Origin of the sequence: Nocardia sp. NPDC047038 (genome assembly GCF_040644075.1) — a bacterium.
Classification (GTDB): Bacteria; Actinomycetota; Actinomycetes; order Mycobacteriales; family Mycobacteriaceae; genus Nocardia; species Nocardia sichangensis.
This window is the reverse complement of the sequence record NZ_JBEYVQ010000001.1, coordinates 1544025-1560228: the sequence shown is the minus strand read 5'-3', so window position 1 is coordinate 1560228 and position 16204 is coordinate 1544025. Positions and strand designations below refer to the sequence as shown.

Here is a 16204-nt window from a genome sequence, read left to right as displayed (position 1 = left end):
TACGGGCACGGTCACAATAACGCCCAATAAGTATAATTGGTTAACTATTTATGAGAGGGAGTGACGTGACCCGATACCGCACGCTGACCATCGAGTACACCGGCCACGTGGCCGTGGTGACCATGAACCGGCCGGAGGCGAGGAACGCCGCCGATGCGGTCATGCACCGGGAACTCGCCGACGTCTGGCCCGATCTGGCGGCGAATCGCGAGGTGCGCGCCGTTGTCCTGACCGGCGCGGGTCGCGCCTTCAGTGCCGGCGGCGACCTTCCCCGGATGGTGGAGACGCAACGAGACGCCGACGTGCAGGACGAGGTGTTCGATGAAGCGCGCCGGATCGCACACGGCATGGCCGGACTTCCCCAGCCGATCGTGGCGGCGATCAATGGTCCCGCGGTCGGCTTGGGGGCCAGCCTGGTCGCGTTGTCCGACCTCGCCGTGGCATCCGAGACTTCTTTTCTGGCCGATCCACACCTCGCGGTCGGCTTGGTGCCGGCGGACGGCACCGCCATGCTCTGGCCACTGATGGCCGGACTGATGCGGGCCAAGGAATTCGTTCTACTCGGCGAGCGGATCCCAGCCCGCAAAGCGCTCGAGTACGGCCTGGTCAACCGCGTCGTTCCGGCGGAAGACGTGCAGTCGACCGCGCTGGACCTCGCGCACCGCCTCGCCGCGATTCCACGACGGGCGCTACAGGACACCAAACGCTTGATGAACGCAGGCTCCGCCCGAGTTCTCGGAGCACTGCTCGAGCAGGCGATCGCGGCCGAGCGGCAAAGTCTCACATCGCCGGAGCACATCGCACGGGTGCAGGAGATGGTGGAAGCTCAACGCACGTAGGAAGTGACGACTTCGCCTCCGGCGGTGCGCCGAGGCCGAAGTCACGACCACACCAACCCCAGCCGACCTCGAGTCACACGCCCCGGTCCACATAACCGCGCGCCTCCTACTCCCGACGCGGGGTGCGCACTCTTTTTCGAAGAGAGATCTGACAGCGGCACCAAAGTGGTCGTGCTCGGAATCGAAAATGGTGCGTCGCACGCTGGGGCTCATCTGCGGCGAGGATGAGTTGAAGGCTGTATTATGAGCACAACAGTCTAACTAATTATACGTAAGGTGCAACGCATCGCCGCACACACCTGGCATGATGTGGGTTCGACATGGCAGCAACAAGGAAAAGCGAGGGGTCGGTGGCCAAGTTGGTCAGGTCGAGTGTGGTGAAGGTACCCAAGGCCGGTGAACTGGTAGCGGCCGATCTTCGCCGACGCGTCATCACCGGAGAGTTGTCCGTGGGCGACCCCCTGCCGAACGAGGCGGAACTCATGGAGCACTTCGGGGTTTCCCGACCCACGCTGCGCGAGGCCTTTCGCATCCTGGAGTCGGAGTCGATCATCACGGTGCTGCGGGGCGCGCACGGTGGCGCACGCGTGCTCAAACTCGACGACGCCGTAGCGGCTAGGTACACCGGTCTGCTCCTGCAGTACAAGGGAACTCCCCTGGTCGACGTCTATCGGGCTCGCACGGAACTCGAGGTGGCCGCGGTCGGAATGCTGGGCAACAGCAGGGGCAGAAACAGGGCTTCCGCGGCCGGCCTCGACCAACTCGACCAGATGGTGCACAAGGGCGCTGAACTGATCGATGACGCCGAGGCTTTCGCGCAACACGACGTCCGGCTGCACCAGGCGCTCGTCGGCCTCGCGGGCAACATCACCCTGGGTGTCCTCGCCGAGATACTGTTCAAGATCATCGAAGTGCACAACGTCGTATTCATCGCCGCCCACGAAGAAGGCCACGAGGGACCGGCGCAACGCGCTGCACAGCGGGCGTGGACCAAGCTGGTCAAATCGCTGCGCGACGGCGACGTCGGCGGAGCGCAGGCGCACTGGCGGCGGCACCTCGAGGGCGTCGCGAAATACATGGTCGGCAACTCCGACGTGACGTTGGTGGATGTCCTGCCGTAGGACAGCTACCGTCCCTGCCGCGGCCATCGGCGCCACCCCGTGCCGAACTCCTCGAGACACTTCGAGTTCGCCGGCGCCGCTGAGGACACCGGCGAATTCACTCGAATGGTCAGGCCGCCGACGACTTACTCATCAATCCGGAGGGCGCGCTCCGGACACGCGTTCACCCCGTCTTGTGCGCGCCCGACGTCCCCCGGCGAGAGTTCCGTGGATTGCACCGTGGAGTAGCCGTTGTCGTCGAGCGGAAACAAATCGGCATCCATCGCATGACACAGCGCATGTCCGACACATTTATCCGTCTCCAGACGCAGTCTCATCGGCGCGACACCGCCTTTCCGGTCGACCAGCGCGCCACAGATCGCACCACACTCCGGCGTGCCGCGATCACGGGATCACCACCGGCAGATGAGTGACCGTCCGAACCGCCACGTTGTCGTATACCAAGGCATCGATATCGACTTCGTATCGAGGAATTTCCGCGAGCACTTGCTCCAGAGCGATCCGAAGTTCCATGCGCGCGAGGTGAGATCCGAGACACCGGTGCACTCCGCTCGCGAACGTCATGTGACCGACCCGGGGCCGGCCGAAGTCAACACGCAGCGGATCCTCGTGATAGGTCGGATCCACGTTCGCCGCAGCCCAGAACGCGTTGATCTGTTCGCCTTCCTGGATGATCAGTCCGTCGCCGAGATCGATGTCCCGAACCGGATACCGCATGCCCGAGGGCACCGGCGACTCGTACCGGAGCAGTTCCTCGATGGCAGGCATCAGCAACTCCGGAGAGTCGACCAGGCTCCGTCGGTGCTCCGGATTCCTTCCGAGCCACGCGATCGAACACGACAGCGAGGCCGTTACGGTGTCCAGTCCCGCGAACATCAACAGGAACAGGATGTTGATCAGGTCGAACTCGGCCAGCGGCTCGCCGGCCACCTCGGATCGCAAGAGTTCCGCGATGACATCATCATCCTCATCGAGGCGCTTGCGTTTGTCCTTCAGGAACCCGTCGAAATATTCCAGCAACTTCCCCCCTGCCACTGCCATATTCGCTTCGATCTCCTCGGTGGTATCGCCCTTCGGATGGATGACTCCCTCCTTGAACTCCAAGAAGAAATCGAGATCCGCAGTGGGGGCGCCGACGAGCCCGAGGAACGTCTGGCATGGCAGCGGTGTGCAAAAACCACTGTTGAACTCGGCTCCGCCGGCCGCTCGAACGTTTTCGATCAGGTCGGCCGCCAGCCGGCGTATCTGATTTTCGAGCCGCTGCACCCGTTTCGGGGCGAACATCGGGTCCAGCAGCCGCCGCCACTTCTTGTGGTCGGGTCCGTCGATTTCGAGGGGGATCAGCCTTCCATCGTGGCCGAAGCTCCCGCCTCTGCCACCGTTGCCCAGCACGTCGGGGTGTTTGTTGAGGGCGAGAATATCGTCGTGGCGGTAGAGATGCAGGGCTCCGTCGAGATGTTCCGCGCGGATGTCCCGCGCCTTCTCGAAGTACACCTCCTGCGGACTGGCCAGTGTCTTCACCTGCTGTGACAGTCCCGAGATGCGGGGATCGAATCTGGTGGTCGACTGCATCCGCGATCACCGATCCATCTGATCGCGGAACTCGTCCGGGATCGAACCCGACGTGATGTCATCCGTCACGCCCAGATCGGTCGGGAAGATGATCGACGTGCGAGCGAACTGCCCGCCATCCGCCGATTGGATCGTCTGCCCGGACATGTATCTCGACTCGTCGGATGCCAAGAACAACGCGAGATCGGCATTGTCGCGAAGAGTCGGCGGCCGATCGAGGCGCAGCGGCATCGCCCGCTTGTCCGGGTCCCATGGCTGCATCTCCTCGTACGACTTACCGAGAACCTCGGCGTTCGGCGGCAGCGCGAAATTCACCGACATCCCGTGGGTCGGGCACAACGCGTTGGCGCGAATCCCGTACTTGCCGAACTCGAGTGCCGCCGCCCGCACCAAGCCGTTCACAGCGGCCTTCGATGCTGTGTACATGGGAAACCCCGGGTACGCGGTGAACGAGGCGGCCGACGATGTCGCCAGCAGCGCACCACCGGCGTTGTTCCCGATCATCCACTGCGCGGCGCATTTCCACGCCAGGTAGATGCCGGTCGTATTCACCGCGAAGATGTTGTTCCAGTCCTCCAGCGACGATTCGGCCAGCGGTTGCATGCCGAATCCCGGTTCCGGAATGCCCGCATTCGCCCACATGACGTCGATGCGGCCATAGCTGGTGGTCGTCGCGTCCACCAAGCGTTTCATGTCGGCTTCGATCCGGACATCCGCGTCCAACGCCGTGGCGTGTCCGCCTCGCAGCTCGATTTCCTTCGCGACCTTCTGCGCGCGTCCGGGTACGACATCGCTGACCACCACACTCGCCCCTTCGTCGGCGAACAGGAGCGCGCCCTCCCGGCCGAGCCCCGAACCGGCGCCGGTGATGGCCACGACCTTGTCTTGCATCCTCATGGTCACTCCTCGGATCAGCGCTCGGGGCTGGCGATGGACTTGATGCGCAGGTACTCCCGAAAGCCCTCGATGCCGTGTTCGACGCCGTCGCCGCTGATGCCGTATCCGCCGAACGGCGCATCGGGTGAAAGGTAGAAGGAGGCGCCGATATTCACCGTTCCGGCCTTGAGGCGGCGGGCGACAGCCCAGGCACGTTCCTCGTCCGCGGATAGCACGTACCCGGACAACCCGTAGCGGGAATTGTTGGCGACGCGGACGGCCTCATCGTCGTCGCCGTCGTAACGGATGACCGACAGCACCGGGCCGAACACCTCGGTCTGCGCAATCTCGGCGTTCTCATCCACATCGGCGAGAACAGTGGGCTGGTACCAGAATCCGCGACCGCCCCGATCGCCACGCGCCCCTCCGCACAGCACCCGGGCGCCCTCGGCACGCGCCCGATCGACCAAGCCCTCGACGCGCTTCAACTGCTCCTCACGGATGATCGGCCCCACGACGTTCCGAGGGTCCCGCGGATCACCCCAGGGCAGGTTGCCGACGATGGCCTCCAGCCTCGCGAGCACCTCATCGTAGATGTCCGCGTGCACGACCATACGAGTCGCCAGCGCGCATCCTTGCCCACTGCTGGACATGCACATGGCCACACCGAGCCCACACGCTAGGTCCAGATCGGCATCCGGCAGGAGAATATTCGCCGATTTTCCACCCAACTCGAGAACCGTGTGCCGGATTCCAGTGGCTGCGCGTTCGGCGATCCGCTGTCCGACTCCGGGGGAACCGGTGAAATGAAAAAGATCGATTCGCTGGTCAGCGGTCATGGCATCGCCGGCAATGGACTTGTCCTCGGAACTGATCGCGTTGAACGCACCCGCGGGGATATCGGTGGATTCACTCACGATCTGAGCGAGCAGTGCGCCCGTCAGCGGGGTGTCCGGAGCGCTCTTGAGCACTACCGCGTTACCCGTGGCAAGGCCGTGATGCATTTTCCAGATGGCGGTCATGAACGGCGCGTTCCACGGCGTGATCGCACCGACGACGCCGTAGGGCTCATACCGGATGCGGCGCAAGCTCCGCATGCCGAGGACTTCGTACGCCGGCAACTGTTCCTCCCACTGGAAGGAGGTGATGAGGTCGTTGAAAAAGTCCATCCCGTCGACCATCAGGTCGACATGCGTCGGCAGCACCGATGCGCAGATTCCCGCCTCCGCGGTCACCAGCGCCCTGATGTCGTCCAGTCGTTCTCGGAGCGCACCTTGCAGCTGCACGAGGCAGTGCCTGCGGAACTCGTGATCGGTGGCCCAATCCGACGTGTCGGCGAACCGGCGCGCCGCCGTGATCGCGTCGTCGACATCCTCGACTCCCGCGTCCGCCGCCGTCGCGACGACGGATTCGTCGGCTGGATTGATCACGTCGTATCGGCGTCCCGACCGCGCTTCTCGAAACTCGCCGTCGATGAACAGCCGACCCTCGATCGCAGCCATGTAGTGGATCTCCTCACGGTGTTACGGAATGGATGAGCGCAGGCACGACATGGATCGCCGCGAGACCGGTCGACTCATCCGATGAACCGTCGGGGCCGCCGAACGCCGCACCCGGACGGATAGTGATTGGCAGTGGTCGCGATGCCCATCAGACCTCGGGGCCTTCACCACCGCGGCGTGTGATTGGCATCTCATGAATGATTTAACGATATGATCCGAGTCACGTCAAGGGAGTCCGCCTCCCTAAGTGCCCGTGGGATCATGACGGGGTGGCAACCAGCACCGACCGCAGACGTCGATCGTCGGCCGAAGTCAGGAAACTCATCACCGGCGCGGCTTCCGCCGAGTTCATGGGCTGTGGATTCGAGCGGACCAGCATCAGATTGATCGCACAGCGGGCAGGTGTCACGGAGTCGATGGTGTACCGCCACTTCACGTCCAAAGCCGAACTGTTCCGCGCGACAGCAGCCGCTCCCCTGGTGGAGTTCATGAACGATTTCGCGACGACGCTGGGCGCCGATACCCGCCAGACTCCCACCGACGTCACGTTTCGCTTCGTATCCGGGCTGTACGACCTTTGCGCGACCAACCGCCAGATACTCGCCTCGCTGGCCGCGGGAGCCGGCGAAAACGAGCTGATTGCGGATCATTCGCCGCTCGCGCCGTGCATACACGCGCTGATGGACGGAGTCCACCGCTATATGGCCGCCAGCGGCACCGCGGCGACCAGCGACATCCGAGACGCTGTCCGACTCTCCTTGGCACTAGTCCTCGGCGCCGCCCTCGGCGGCGATACCCTCTTCCCCACCGCGGGCAGCGACCGGGACATCAAGGCGGCGCTGACCCGGTTCGTCCTCTTCGGCGCGGGCTACACACCAGCGGACACGGCGAACAAGCCCTGACCTCAGCGCTTCGCCGGGCCGCCGCAGCACAATCCGAGCTCGACCGGCGCGGGCCACCACAGGGTTCCAAGTAGTAAAATATATCAATCATTTGTCTGTATAATCGGCGTATGCCAGACCCGTCGAACGACCTGGTCGCCTGCCTCGATCCGCGCGAACAGCCGACCACCCCGCTCGCCGCCGCGATTCGCGCTCCAGTGGCAGATGACAGTGCTGCACGCCGCGATTCCCGCACGCTCCAAGCAGGTCGGCGTGCGACCGGCGGTGCCCGCCGCGACGCCGCTCGGTCGATAGCGAAGTTACTGTGCGGCGACTCCGCCGGAACCCAGACCGGCTCGGATCGGCGCGGCGCCCCACGCAGCAGCGAGACGCGCCCGATAATGCGTACCCAGACACCGCCGCGATCGACCCCGGACCGCGTCCTGCACATGCGGATCCGCGACGTACTCGACTTCTTCGAGAAGTGCCCGAAGTGTGGCTATCCCGCGCATGCCTCGGCGATCGATCGGGAAATGGTCAGCGGCCGGGTCGAGACAGTGGTCCAGGCGAGTTGCGGACTGCCGTGCGGCTGGCAAGGCAATCCCAGGGTTCATCGAGCCACGCCGCGCGACCGACGTGCTGATCCGAACGCCTGATCCGATTCCCAACGATCGAGCGCTTCTTCACCACTCGCTCGTCTGAACCCACGACAGGCGACGGCTCCCCGCCACGATCCGGACCAGGCAGACTGGGGCCGGGCTCGGCTATCGGATCGATGAACCGATACCCAGGCCTCCATCCACGTCGAGGACGACGCCGCTGACGTATCCGGCGGCCGGTGAACACAGGTACGCGGCGGCCTCGGCGATATCTTGCGGCTGGCCGGTCTTGCGTTGCGGCACTTTGGCGATCAGCTTGTCGCGGGCCGCGGCGTTCATCGAGGCCAGCATGGGTGTTTCGATGAGGCCGGGCGCTATGGCGTTGGCGGTGATGCCTTGGCGGGCGGTCTCCAGCGCGATGGTGCGGGTGAGGCCGACGATGCCGGCCTTGGCGGCGACGTAGTTGGCCTGGCCGAAGTTGCCGCGCCAGCTCATCGAGGAGAACGAGACGATCCGGCCGTAGCCGCGTGATCGCATGTGCGGCAATACCGCACGGGCGCAGAAGAACGCTCCCGACAGGGAGACATCCACGACCGAGTGCCAGTCCTTGTCGTCGATATCCTCGATGCGGTTGTCACGGATGATTCCGGCGTTGTTGACCAGGACGTCGATGCGGCCGTGCGTGCCGGCGACGGCTTCGACCCAGGCGTTGACGTCTTCGGAGGAGGTGACGTCGACCGGATGGGCCAGGCAGGCGCGCCCGAATTCTTTCTCCAGGCGGTCGGCGAGGTCGTGGGCGGCGACGTCGTTGACATCGCCGATGGCCACGATCGCGCCTTCGGCCGCGAATCGTTCGGCCATGGCCGCGCCGAGCCCTTGGGCTCCGCCGGTCACGAGGACCACTTGATCGGTGTAGCGGTTCATTGCACTCCCAAAGTGAGATAGCGGGTTCGGTATGCACTAGGCCGATCGGCGTTGCAGGAACGCGGTCAATGCGGCCGGTACGTCGTTGGTGTTCCAGTGCTCTTCGAAATCGTCGAGTTCTCGGGCCAACCCGTGCTTTTCGTCCATGGTGGTCAGCGTGTGCAGCAGGGCTTTGAACGCGGATTGGGCCGGGCCGCTCGCATCGGCCAACTCCATCGCGGCGGCCTGGGCACAGGCGTGGACTTCCTCGGCGGGGACTACCGCGTGCAGCCAGCCGGTCGCGGCGAGCCGTTGGGCGGGGACCAGCTGTCCGGTCAGGGCCAGCCAGCGCGCCATCGAGTCGCCCACTTTGCGCGGCAACCGCACGCTCGAGCCCGCGGCCGGAAGCAGATCGTTGCGGATATGCCCGTCGCCGATGAGTGCCGTTTCGGCGGCGACGACCACATCGCAGGCCAGTGCCAGCTCCAGACCACCGGCGACGGCGTGCCCGTGCAGGGCGGCGACCACCGGCAGGCGGCTGGTCTCCAACCGGGTGACCACTGCCGAGACCCGGCGCAGGAACCGAGTCGGTCCGCCCGGGGTGTCGACCGCACTGAGGAAATACTGTAGGTCGGCGCCGGCGCAGAAGCTCTTGCCCGCTCCGGCGAGGATCAGGCACCGGGTGTGCGGATCTTGTTCGGCCTCGGTCAGGGCGGTATCGAGTGCCTCGATCAGTTCCGGGTTCAAGGCATTGCGGCGGGCGGGGCGGTTGAGAGTGAGCGTGCGGATCGGACCGGAGCGGGTGATCAGGACCGGTGCGGAGGAGTTCATGAGGCAGCCACGCCCGGGGTGTTCTCACGGCGACGCCGACGTAGCTGTGCACGCTGGATCTTGCCGCTCGGGGTTTTGGGCAGCGCCTCGACGAAGTGGATACGGCGCGGATAGGCATGCGCGGCGTAATTGTCCTTGACCCACTGCTGGAGCTGCTCGACGAGATCGTCGGTGCCCTCGGTGCCGGGCGCGAGGATCACGAATGCCTCGACGACCTCACCACGTACCTCGTCCGGGCCTGCGACCACTGCGGCTTCGTCGACGGCGGGATGCCGCAGCAGGGTGGATTCGATGTCGAAGGGGCCTATGCGGTATCCGGCCATGATGATGACATCGTCGTCCCGCGCGGAGAACCGGACGATCCCATCGGTGTCGATCGAGGCGATATCACCGGTCAGGAAATACGCGCCATCGCCGCGGAACCGGTCGCTACCGCGCCCTCCGACGTAGCCGCGGAAGGTCATCAACGGACTGTCCGCCACCACGATCGCCAGCCGCCCGGTCTGCCCGGCAGCGACCGGCGCGTCGTCGTCCTCGCCCAAGACGGTGATCCTCCAGCCCGGCAGCGATGTTCCCATCGCTCCGGTCAGCACCGGGCGTCGCAGCCGCGGGTGGTGCGGGAAACCGATCGGCATTCCGAGCTCGGTCTGCCCGTAGTGGTCGTGCACCTCGAGTCCGAGCGCCTCGCTGGCCCAGTCGTTGACCTCCGGGGTCAGGGGCTCTCCCGCGCTCGACAACCGGCGCAGGGCAAGGTTCTCGGGTACCGGGATTCCTGAAGCGCGCAGCCCGCGATAGACCGTGGGCGCGGCGGTGTAGTCGGTGACCGCGAGATCCTTCAGCACCGCCAACGTCGTCGCGGCCGAGAAGCCGCCACGAACCAGGATCGTCGGCACGCCGGCCGCCAGCGGCGCCACGATCGCGGTGTAGAGCCCGTAGGCCCATCCCGGGTCGGCACCGCACCAGAACACGCTGCCGGACCCCACACCGAGACCGAACTCCAGGTAGCTCTGCCAGCCGGCGGCATACCGCACCGGATGCACCACACCCTTGGGTTTACCGGTCGTACCGGAGGTGAACATGTGCACCAACGCACCGTCACCACCGACCCGGACCGAGTCCATATCCTTCGGGTCGGCCGCGTCGATCCGGGCGGTGAGCCCTTCCGGGGCATCGGTACCGGCGACGATGAGAGTCCAGTCACCGGAAGGCACTTTCGCCTGCTGGTCCTCGTCGGCCACGACGAGCACCGCCCCGGCATCGGTGAGCCGGGAACCGATCGCGTCTTCGGCGAAGGCGGTGAACAACGGCACATACACCGCGCCCAGGCGCCAGATGCCCAGCACGACCGCGACCAGATCGGCGCCCTTGCCCATCACGGTCGCGACACGATCACCGCGCCCCACTCCGTCCTCGGCCAGTACCGCGGCGACTCGGCGTGACGCCTCGGCCAGCTCACCATAGCTGTAGTGCGTCGCCACCGATCGCTCATCGATGATCGTCAGGGCTCGGGCCGATTCCGAATGCCGGTCGCACAACAGCCAGGCCACGTCCGCCTCCGGCGCCCCGAACTGCTCGAGCAGTTCACCGACGCGGGTTGCAGAGTCAGGACTCATTACCACTCCAATGCGAGTGTGGGTACCAAATGTGATTCGATGGTACCCGAAACAGTACCTCATGGTGGCGATAACCAAACCTTCACTCGCGGCGGCCCGATGACCGGTATGAAACACTCGATCCCATGCCTCGCACGAGCCCGGCGCGTCGAAACACGCTCAACTCCCCCCGCAAGCGGCGGGTCGATGTCGCGCGTCGCGACGATTTGCTGCGACAGGTGCAGGAGATTTTTCTCAGCGAAGGCTTCACCACCATCACGATCGGCGAGCTCACCGAAAGACTGCACTGCTCCAAAGCCACCCTCTACAGCGTCGCCGCGACCAAGGAGCAGCTGGTGGTACTCGCCACCAAACAGTTCTTCGGCGAATCGGCCGAACGCATCGAAGCCGACGTGGCCACCCGAACCGACCCGCAAGCCAAGATCCTGACCTACCTCAGCGGTGTCGCGAACGCGATGCGGCGCAACTCCACGACCTTCTACGAAGACATGGTGTCCTTCGCTCCCACCGCCGAGATCTACGCACGCAACACCGCCCGTGCGGCCGAACGCGTTCGTGAACTGATCGACGACGGCATCCGGGAAGGTCGCTTCCGCGCCACCGACGGCCTGTTCGCCTCCCAGCTCGTGGCGCTCGCCATCGAGGGAGTCCAATCCGGAGTACTGCTCGAGCGCACGGGCCTCTCGGCAGCGGATGCGTTCAACGAACTGGCGACGCTGCTGTTGCACGGGTTGCTCCACAAGCCTCGATAACCTTCGAGGCGGGCCACACCGCGAATCACTGGCTACGGGGAGAACTGCATCGAACTCGAGGCCACGCCCACGAGAACACGGCTCGGTTTCCGGCCCGGGCTTCACGAACTTATGCGCCTGCGCTGCGGCAAGGTCTCCGAGCGATCATGCGCGGTAGCCGGTGACCTAGTGGCAGATACACAGCAGGACGAGCGCGAGCGCGAATCCGACGACCGAGGCCACGGCCATGCGGCGAGCAGTGCGCCGATCGACCTCTGCCGCCGTGCCATCCGCGATCACCCAAGTGCCTGCGAGTGCGTCGGCGAAGGATTGCCCCGCACGCCCCCGCCATGGCCACAACCAGATGATCAGCACCGGGAGGAGATCGATGAAATGTGCCGCCTCCCGCAGCACGGTGCGCGGGATACCGGGTGCCCGATGGTGCGAACCGACGACAGTCCTGGTTCCGGTGACGATGCGACCCCACGTGCGACCGGTGCGTCCCTGCCGAAGAATCCTGTTGCGACCGACCAGACCCGCCACCGCGGCGGCCATCGTCGCCCAAGTAAGCCTCGACCACGCACTCGGCGAATGCTGGACCGCGAGCACGACCAGTACGACAAAGGTCCCGAGTGGGCAGACGAAATCCACCAGGTAGGCGAGAATGCGCGCCGGGATCGGGGCCGCGGAGATCTTCGGTTCGCCCCTCTCCGGCGTCATCGTGACCACGACTCCTCGAAGGCTGCGCGACTACTCGTAGCGGCCGGCCGCATCGGACACTTCCGCGATTTCGATCTCCGGTTCGGACATTCGCACTTCTTTCGTCCCATCAGGTAGCGCCCTGCGCGGCGTCTCGCCGAACAGAGGGCGGGCGCCGATGTCGATCGGCGCCCGCACGCCGCCGCGACCCGCTGTTCGCCGGAGACGCGACAACTCCTGTCGCCCGCAACGCCGGAGCCGGCTGCCCGACTCCGGCGGTTCGGGCCTTCCATGCGGCCGACCGCTACCATTCGCCGGCCGACGGTTCCACTGCCGGCACCCGGGTTACGAGGCGCCGGCGTGGCACCGCCGGAAGCTCTCTTTATATAGCATAAATAATTAACTCATTCGATGCCCGGTGGCCACGGATCCTCGGCCTCGCCGAGTGACACGGACCAGAGGCCAGCACCGCATCGCGCCGACAGAGTGCCGTCCTCGTACCACTTCCGCAGTCGGTGCTTACGGACCTTCCCGGTACTCGTCCGGCGCAGTGTTGTCACGATGACCCATTCGGAGGGCCGCTTGTACTGCGCCGACGGTGACCCGATCCACGGGCAGTTGTGCCGCCGCCCGCGGAACACACCTTGTCGGCGGGTGGATCACTCGGTGATCAGGCCAGGCCCTTTGCTGGTTTCGGCCGCGGTGAGCACTGTGCGGCAGAACGAGTTCACTGCGAGATGGTTGTCCAGTTCGACGCTCCGGCCATCTGGGAGCCGAACCACGCCGGTCATCGTGGACAGCAGGTACGAATACATGCGAGTACCGTTCGCGGTCGGCCAGTGGCTGTAGGCCCGGCCGTGAGCCGCAATGTCCAGGTCGACCGTAGTCGCGCCGTTCTCCATCGTCAGGCGCCACTTGACCGGAAGGTTCATACCCGTCCGCGGGTCCTCCCACTTCTCGGTCACCTGAAAGTCGGTCGAACCGTTGCCTGGACCGATGTTGACTTGCTCGCCGGCATATTTCACAAAGCCGAGCTGAAGACCATCCCGCGGCTGGAAGAAGTTGATCTTGACGTCGTCCTTGATGGTGTAGAGCCACCACATCCAGTTCGGCGCGGACAGGTTGGCGATCGGATCGTTGGATTGACCGGTGATGATGTGCTCGCGCACTCCGTAGCCACGGGTCAGTTCGAGCTCATGAACAGAGGTTCGGATAGTGCCGTCCACGGTGACGAAGGCGTCGTATCCGGCGCGATCCTGTTCGTGCGCCTTGGTGAACGGCCCCCAATTCCACAGCGGGGCACCATTCTGGCGGTACGTGAGATCGAATTCGGCATCTCCGGCTGAGGCCTTCGAGGCGCCACTGCGGCGGCTGCGAGACGAAACGCAATCCGTTGAAGTCCCAGGTGATCGCATCGTCTGCCGCTACGACCTTGATCTGATCGCCGCGCAGGCGCTCGGTAGGCGTCCAGCCGACCCGCACGAAGTCGTTGTCGCTCATCCGACCTCGCTGGGACTTCGGTACGACGATCAGTTGAATCTCGCGTTCTGCGCTCTTGCCCGGACCCCAAAGCCCTTTGCCGTTACCGAACAGCACGTAGCCGGCGGCCCACAAGAGCACGTCATAGTCGCCGCACTCGGCAACCACCCCCAACGCGGTCTCTTCCCACAGGTCGGTGCGATCGGACGGAATCGCCAGTGAGTCGAAGTGGGTGGTCTCATCTTCCAGAGTCACGGCAGCCTCGGAGTGCTGAATACTCTTGTACTTGGAGTTGTATTCGTCGGACACCATCATCCTCTCGTTCGGTCTACTTTTTCTCGGCTCGCTGACGCGAACGTTCCCACGGCCGCGCGGCCACCGTCGCTCGCTCGAGCGTGGGTATCGCAGGACCACCGATCACCCGTAGTCGTCTCTTCGCCGTTCACTGCGGGTTTCAGATCCGACCTCGGTGGTGGACGCCTCCTGATCGGGTTGGATCATCAACGCGGCCCAACCCCGAGACCTTGTACATCGAGAAGCCGACCGGAGGCCGATGCGGCTCCACCAGATGAATCAGTTCATTATTTGAACTATAAAGACTTCCCGGGCTGCACTCAACTCGAAGCTAACCGCCAGCAGACTCACAGAAGGCAGGCGTCCACCGCGGCCCTGGAAGCCACGCGGCCGCAGGTGCTCCCGTCTCGATTCGGCTCCGACAGCGGACGCCATCACGACGCGCGCGCTCTGCCGATACACTGCGCGGCGGCCGGGCCTCCAGCACCGACTCACTGCCGGTTGTCGGCACCGGGGCGACGGGCCAGTGCGGCGAACGTTTCGAGCACGGCGTCCAAATCGGTACCGACGTCGTCGCCTGCACTGACCGACCACTGCTCGACAACGGTCAACGCACCGACGAATGCCGCCGCGAGCGCCTTCGGATCGACGTCGGGCGTGAATTCTCCTCGAGCGCAGGCACGCTCGGATACCGCGATTACTCGCCGGCTCGCCGGAACGATCACCGTACGCTGGACACGCGCATACAGCTCGGGATGCCGGGCCGCCTGCCCGGTGAAGGTGAACAGGACCTGAAGCCCTTTCCACGCCCCCGGCCGATCGAACGCATCCACCAGGACACGCAACTCCCGGCGAAGGTCGCCGAGGTCGGGAACCTCCGGCCAAGTGGCGATGGAAGCGAGCGCGTCGACGATGAGTTCCTGCGCGCTCGACCACCGCCGGTAGAAGCCACTGTTGCCGACCTTCGCACGCCGCAGCGTGGCCGTGAGGCTGAACGCTTCGACCCCGACCGACACCAGTTCAGCCCTGGCCTCCCGCAACACCCGGCGCTCGACGGTGGAGTCCGACGGACGACCGGTGCGCCTGCGGTCGGCCTCCGGCAGTCTGCCGCGACGCCATTCCTCGACTGTAAGCTATGGCCCGTTACCTACCGTGCAGAGTCCGCGGACCCTGCGCCGGGTCGCCAATGCTGCACGTCGTCACGCTCGCGCAGTCATGCCGCTACCGCTTTCCCGCCGCTGCCCGTGAGGGTCACATTCTCGCTCGTAACCTCGCAGTAGCGAGGCAGCCGACCGCGACGGCGACGGCACCGGTGCATGCTCGCAGTCGGCCCACGATCCCCGCCGGTGGCGCGCGACCACCCGAATGAGCCACCCGCGACCCCGAAAATCCGAATAGCGATCTGGATCGCACCGCAGGACGCCCGAAGGGTTGTGACCTAGGTAACACTGCCCCTCGTCAAGCTGCTCAGCCTTATTCATGTAGTAGAATTATCTATCGGATTAGACCGAAGCCCGCCATGATCAGCCGAGCAGGGGTGCAGAGTTGCAGCAGTCCGTCCCCACCTATGCGAGTGGAAGCCTTCATGCAGACGACTACCACCCGCCGGTGCGCGACTCCGAGACCCAGCGGATACTGGCCGCGGCATGGTCGGTGCTCGAACGCTCCCACTTCCGGTCGCTGAAGGTTCGCCAAGTCCTCGCCGCCTCCCACACATCAGCCAGCAACTTCTATCGCCGCTTCCCGAGCAAAGCCCACCTGCTGCTCGCACTTCTGGAGGACGAGGTGCGAATCGTCGCCCGCCAACTCCGGGATCGAATCGATCCCGACGCTCCGGTCGCCGAACAGATGCACACGTGGCTGCGTTGCAACATGGGCAGCCTCTACGACCAGGAACGCGCCCAGCGAACGCGGCTGTTCTTGGACCAGGATCTGATGGAGGTCCTCCCCGAGCAGGTCACCACGTTGTACGGGATCTTCGACAAGCAGTTGTCCGAGATCATCCGGCGGGGCATGCGTAAGGGCGAACTGCCGCTGGGCGATCCCGAAACCGGCGCGATGCTCGTCGGACATCTGGTGCGCGGCGTGCTCACCAGCGGCCTGAACGGCGCGTTGCCGCCGGACGAGCCCGACCTCGTGGCGTGCGTCCACAGCTTCGTGCTGCGCGCGCTGGGCCATCCCCACCCCAACCACCCTCGTACCAGCGAATGGTTGCGGGCCGACATTACCGATTCGAATCACTGAACGATCGCAGACGAGGAGAA

Annotated in this window: 17 protein-coding genes; 5 read left to right on the top strand and 12 right to left on the bottom strand. The window is 65.1% G+C overall.

The features are described 5' to 3' along the window. Positions 1–50 precede the first annotated feature (50 nt). Both ABZ824_RS07520 and ABZ824_RS07515 read left to right on the top strand, forming a co-directional pair. The gene (locus ABZ824_RS07520; protein WP_356962253.1) at positions 51–839 is read left to right on the top strand and encodes an enoyl-CoA hydratase/isomerase family protein; all 789 of its coding nucleotides are present in this window, start codon (positions 51–53) and stop codon (positions 837–839) included. A 320-nt stretch (positions 840–1159) separates the two neighbouring features. Continuing rightward, complete coding sequence (locus ABZ824_RS07515; protein ID WP_356962251.1) at positions 1160–1960, top strand: GntR family transcriptional regulator; 801 nt, start codon at positions 1160–1162, stop codon at positions 1958–1960. Between the two features lie 125 nt (positions 1961–2085). On the opposite strand, the gene ABZ824_RS07510 is transcribed toward ABZ824_RS07515, so the two are convergent. From ABZ824_RS07510 to ABZ824_RS07490, 5 genes are all read right to left on the bottom strand, one after another. Next, positions 2086–2277 carry a ferredoxin gene (locus ABZ824_RS07510; protein WP_356962249.1) on the bottom strand — a complete coding sequence of 64 codons (192 nt, stop codon included), beginning with the start codon at positions 2275–2277 and terminating at the stop codon, positions 2086–2088. A gap of 67 nt (positions 2278–2344) precedes the next feature. Continuing rightward, positions 2345–3532, bottom strand: a complete 1188-nt coding sequence (locus ABZ824_RS07505) for a cytochrome P450 (RefSeq protein WP_356962247.1) — start codon at positions 3530–3532, stop codon at positions 2345–2347. A 6-nt stretch (positions 3533–3538) separates the two neighbouring features. Further along, positions 3539–4429, bottom strand: a complete 891-nt coding sequence (locus ABZ824_RS07500; protein WP_356962245.1) for an SDR family NAD(P)-dependent oxidoreductase — start codon at positions 4427–4429, stop codon at positions 3539–3541. A 14-nt stretch (positions 4430–4443) separates the two neighbouring features. Further along, positions 4444–5910 carry an aldehyde dehydrogenase family protein gene (locus ABZ824_RS07495; RefSeq protein ID WP_356962243.1) on the bottom strand — a complete coding sequence of 489 codons (1467 nt, stop codon included), beginning with the start codon at positions 5908–5910 and terminating at the stop codon, positions 4444–4446. A gap of 259 nt (positions 5911–6169) precedes the next feature. Continuing rightward, positions 6170–6319 carry a hypothetical protein gene (locus ABZ824_RS07490; protein ID WP_356962503.1) on the bottom strand — a complete coding sequence of 50 codons (150 nt, stop codon included), beginning with the start codon at positions 6317–6319 and terminating at the stop codon, positions 6170–6172. Between ABZ824_RS07490 and ABZ824_RS07485 the strand changes: the two genes are divergently transcribed. Then, positions 6261–6812 (top strand): TetR/AcrR family transcriptional regulator, encoded by a 552-nt coding sequence (locus ABZ824_RS07485; protein WP_356962492.1) that lies wholly within the window; start codon positions 6261–6263, stop codon positions 6810–6812. The genes ABZ824_RS07490 and ABZ824_RS07485 overlap by 59 nt on opposite strands. A 743-nt stretch (positions 6813–7555) precedes the next feature. Here ABZ824_RS07485 and ABZ824_RS07480 read toward each other — a convergent pair. Genes ABZ824_RS07480 through ABZ824_RS07470 form a run of 3 tightly spaced genes read right to left on the bottom strand, consistent with a single transcriptional unit; the run spans position 7556 to position 10737 of the window. Then, on the bottom strand, positions 7556–8314 hold the full coding sequence (locus tag ABZ824_RS07480) for an SDR family NAD(P)-dependent oxidoreductase (protein WP_356962241.1): 759 nt from the start codon (positions 8312–8314) through the stop codon (positions 7556–7558). A 36-nt stretch (positions 8315–8350) separates the two neighbouring features. Then, a complete protein-coding gene (locus tag ABZ824_RS07475; RefSeq protein ID WP_356962239.1) occupies positions 8351–9124 on the bottom strand; it encodes an enoyl-CoA hydratase/isomerase family protein in 774 nt (257 codons plus the stop codon). Then, a complete protein-coding gene (locus tag ABZ824_RS07470) occupies positions 9121–10737 on the bottom strand; it encodes an AMP-binding protein (protein ID WP_356962237.1) in 1617 nt (538 codons plus the stop codon). The genes ABZ824_RS07475 and ABZ824_RS07470 overlap by 4 nt, the downstream gene beginning before the upstream one ends. Positions 10738–10862: 125 nt before the next feature. On the opposite strand from ABZ824_RS07470, the gene ABZ824_RS07465 reads away from it, so the two are divergent. Then, positions 10863–11489: a TetR/AcrR family transcriptional regulator gene (locus ABZ824_RS07465; protein WP_356962235.1), complete on the top strand. Its 627-nt coding sequence runs from the start codon at positions 10863–10865 to the stop codon at positions 11487–11489. Positions 11490–11654: 165 nt separating this feature from the next. On the opposite strand, the gene ABZ824_RS07460 is transcribed toward ABZ824_RS07465, so the two are convergent. From ABZ824_RS07460 to ABZ824_RS07445, 4 genes are all read right to left on the bottom strand, one after another. Next, entirely contained in the window at positions 11655–12188 is a 534-nt protein-coding gene (locus ABZ824_RS07460; RefSeq protein ID WP_356962233.1) for an RDD family protein, read from the bottom strand. 638 nt (positions 12189–12826) lie between these two features. Continuing rightward, positions 12827–13393 carry a hypothetical protein gene (locus ABZ824_RS07455; protein WP_356962231.1) on the bottom strand — a complete coding sequence of 189 codons (567 nt, stop codon included), beginning with the start codon at positions 13391–13393 and terminating at the stop codon, positions 12827–12829. Next, on the bottom strand, positions 13362–13958 hold the full coding sequence (locus ABZ824_RS07450; protein WP_356962229.1) for a hypothetical protein: 597 nt from the start codon (positions 13956–13958) through the stop codon (positions 13362–13364). Before ABZ824_RS07450 ends, ABZ824_RS07455 begins: the two co-directional genes overlap by 32 nt. Positions 13959–14431: 473 nt before the next feature. Next, positions 14432–14956 carry a TetR-like C-terminal domain-containing protein gene (locus tag ABZ824_RS07445; RefSeq protein ID WP_356962227.1) on the bottom strand — a complete coding sequence of 175 codons (525 nt, stop codon included), beginning with the start codon at positions 14954–14956 and terminating at the stop codon, positions 14432–14434. A 592-nt stretch (positions 14957–15548) separates the two neighbouring features. Between ABZ824_RS07445 and ABZ824_RS07440 the strand changes: the two genes are divergently transcribed. Further along, complete coding sequence (locus ABZ824_RS07440; protein ID WP_356962226.1) at positions 15549–16184, top strand: TetR/AcrR family transcriptional regulator; 636 nt, start codon at positions 15549–15551, stop codon at positions 16182–16184. Positions 16185–16204: the final 20 nt, after the last annotated feature.

Coding starts and splice junctions, on each gene's coding strand:
- ABZ824_RS07515 (WP_356962251.1), top strand. CDS start 1,160: ATGGCAGCAACAAGGAAAAGCGAGGGGTCGGTGGCCAAGTTGGTCAGG.
- ABZ824_RS07520 (WP_356962253.1), top strand. CDS start 51: ATGAGAGGGAGTGACGTGACCCGATACCGCACGCTGACCATCGAGTAC.
- ABZ824_RS07495 (WP_356962243.1), bottom strand. CDS start 5,910: ATGGCTGCGATCGAGGGTCGGCTGTTCATCGACGGCGAGTTTCGAGAA.
- ABZ824_RS07475 (WP_356962239.1), bottom strand. CDS start 9,124: ATGAACTCCTCCGCACCGGTCCTGATCACCCGCTCCGGTCCGATCCGC.
- ABZ824_RS07480 (WP_356962241.1), bottom strand. CDS start 8,314: ATGAACCGCTACACCGATCAAGTGGTCCTCGTGACCGGCGGAGCCCAA.
- ABZ824_RS07500 (WP_356962245.1), bottom strand. CDS start 4,429: ATGAGGATGCAAGACAAGGTCGTGGCCATCACCGGCGCCGGTTCGGGG.
- ABZ824_RS07485 (WP_356962492.1), top strand. CDS start 6,261: ATGGGCTGTGGATTCGAGCGGACCAGCATCAGATTGATCGCACAGCGG.
- ABZ824_RS07450 (WP_356962229.1), bottom strand. CDS start 13,958: ATGGTGTCCGACGAATACAACTCCAAGTACAAGAGTATTCAGCACTCC.
- ABZ824_RS07460 (WP_356962233.1), bottom strand. CDS start 12,188: ATGACGCCGGAGAGGGGCGAACCGAAGATCTCCGCGGCCCCGATCCCG.
- ABZ824_RS07505 (WP_356962247.1), bottom strand. CDS start 3,532: ATGCAGTCGACCACCAGATTCGATCCCCGCATCTCGGGACTGTCACAG.
- ABZ824_RS07470 (WP_356962237.1), bottom strand. CDS start 10,737: ATGAGTCCTGACTCTGCAACCCGCGTCGGTGAACTGCTCGAGCAGTTC.
- ABZ824_RS07465 (WP_356962235.1), top strand. CDS start 10,863: ATGCCTCGCACGAGCCCGGCGCGTCGAAACACGCTCAACTCCCCCCGC.
- ABZ824_RS07510 (WP_356962249.1), bottom strand. CDS start 2,277: ATGAGACTGCGTCTGGAGACGGATAAATGTGTCGGACATGCGCTGTGT.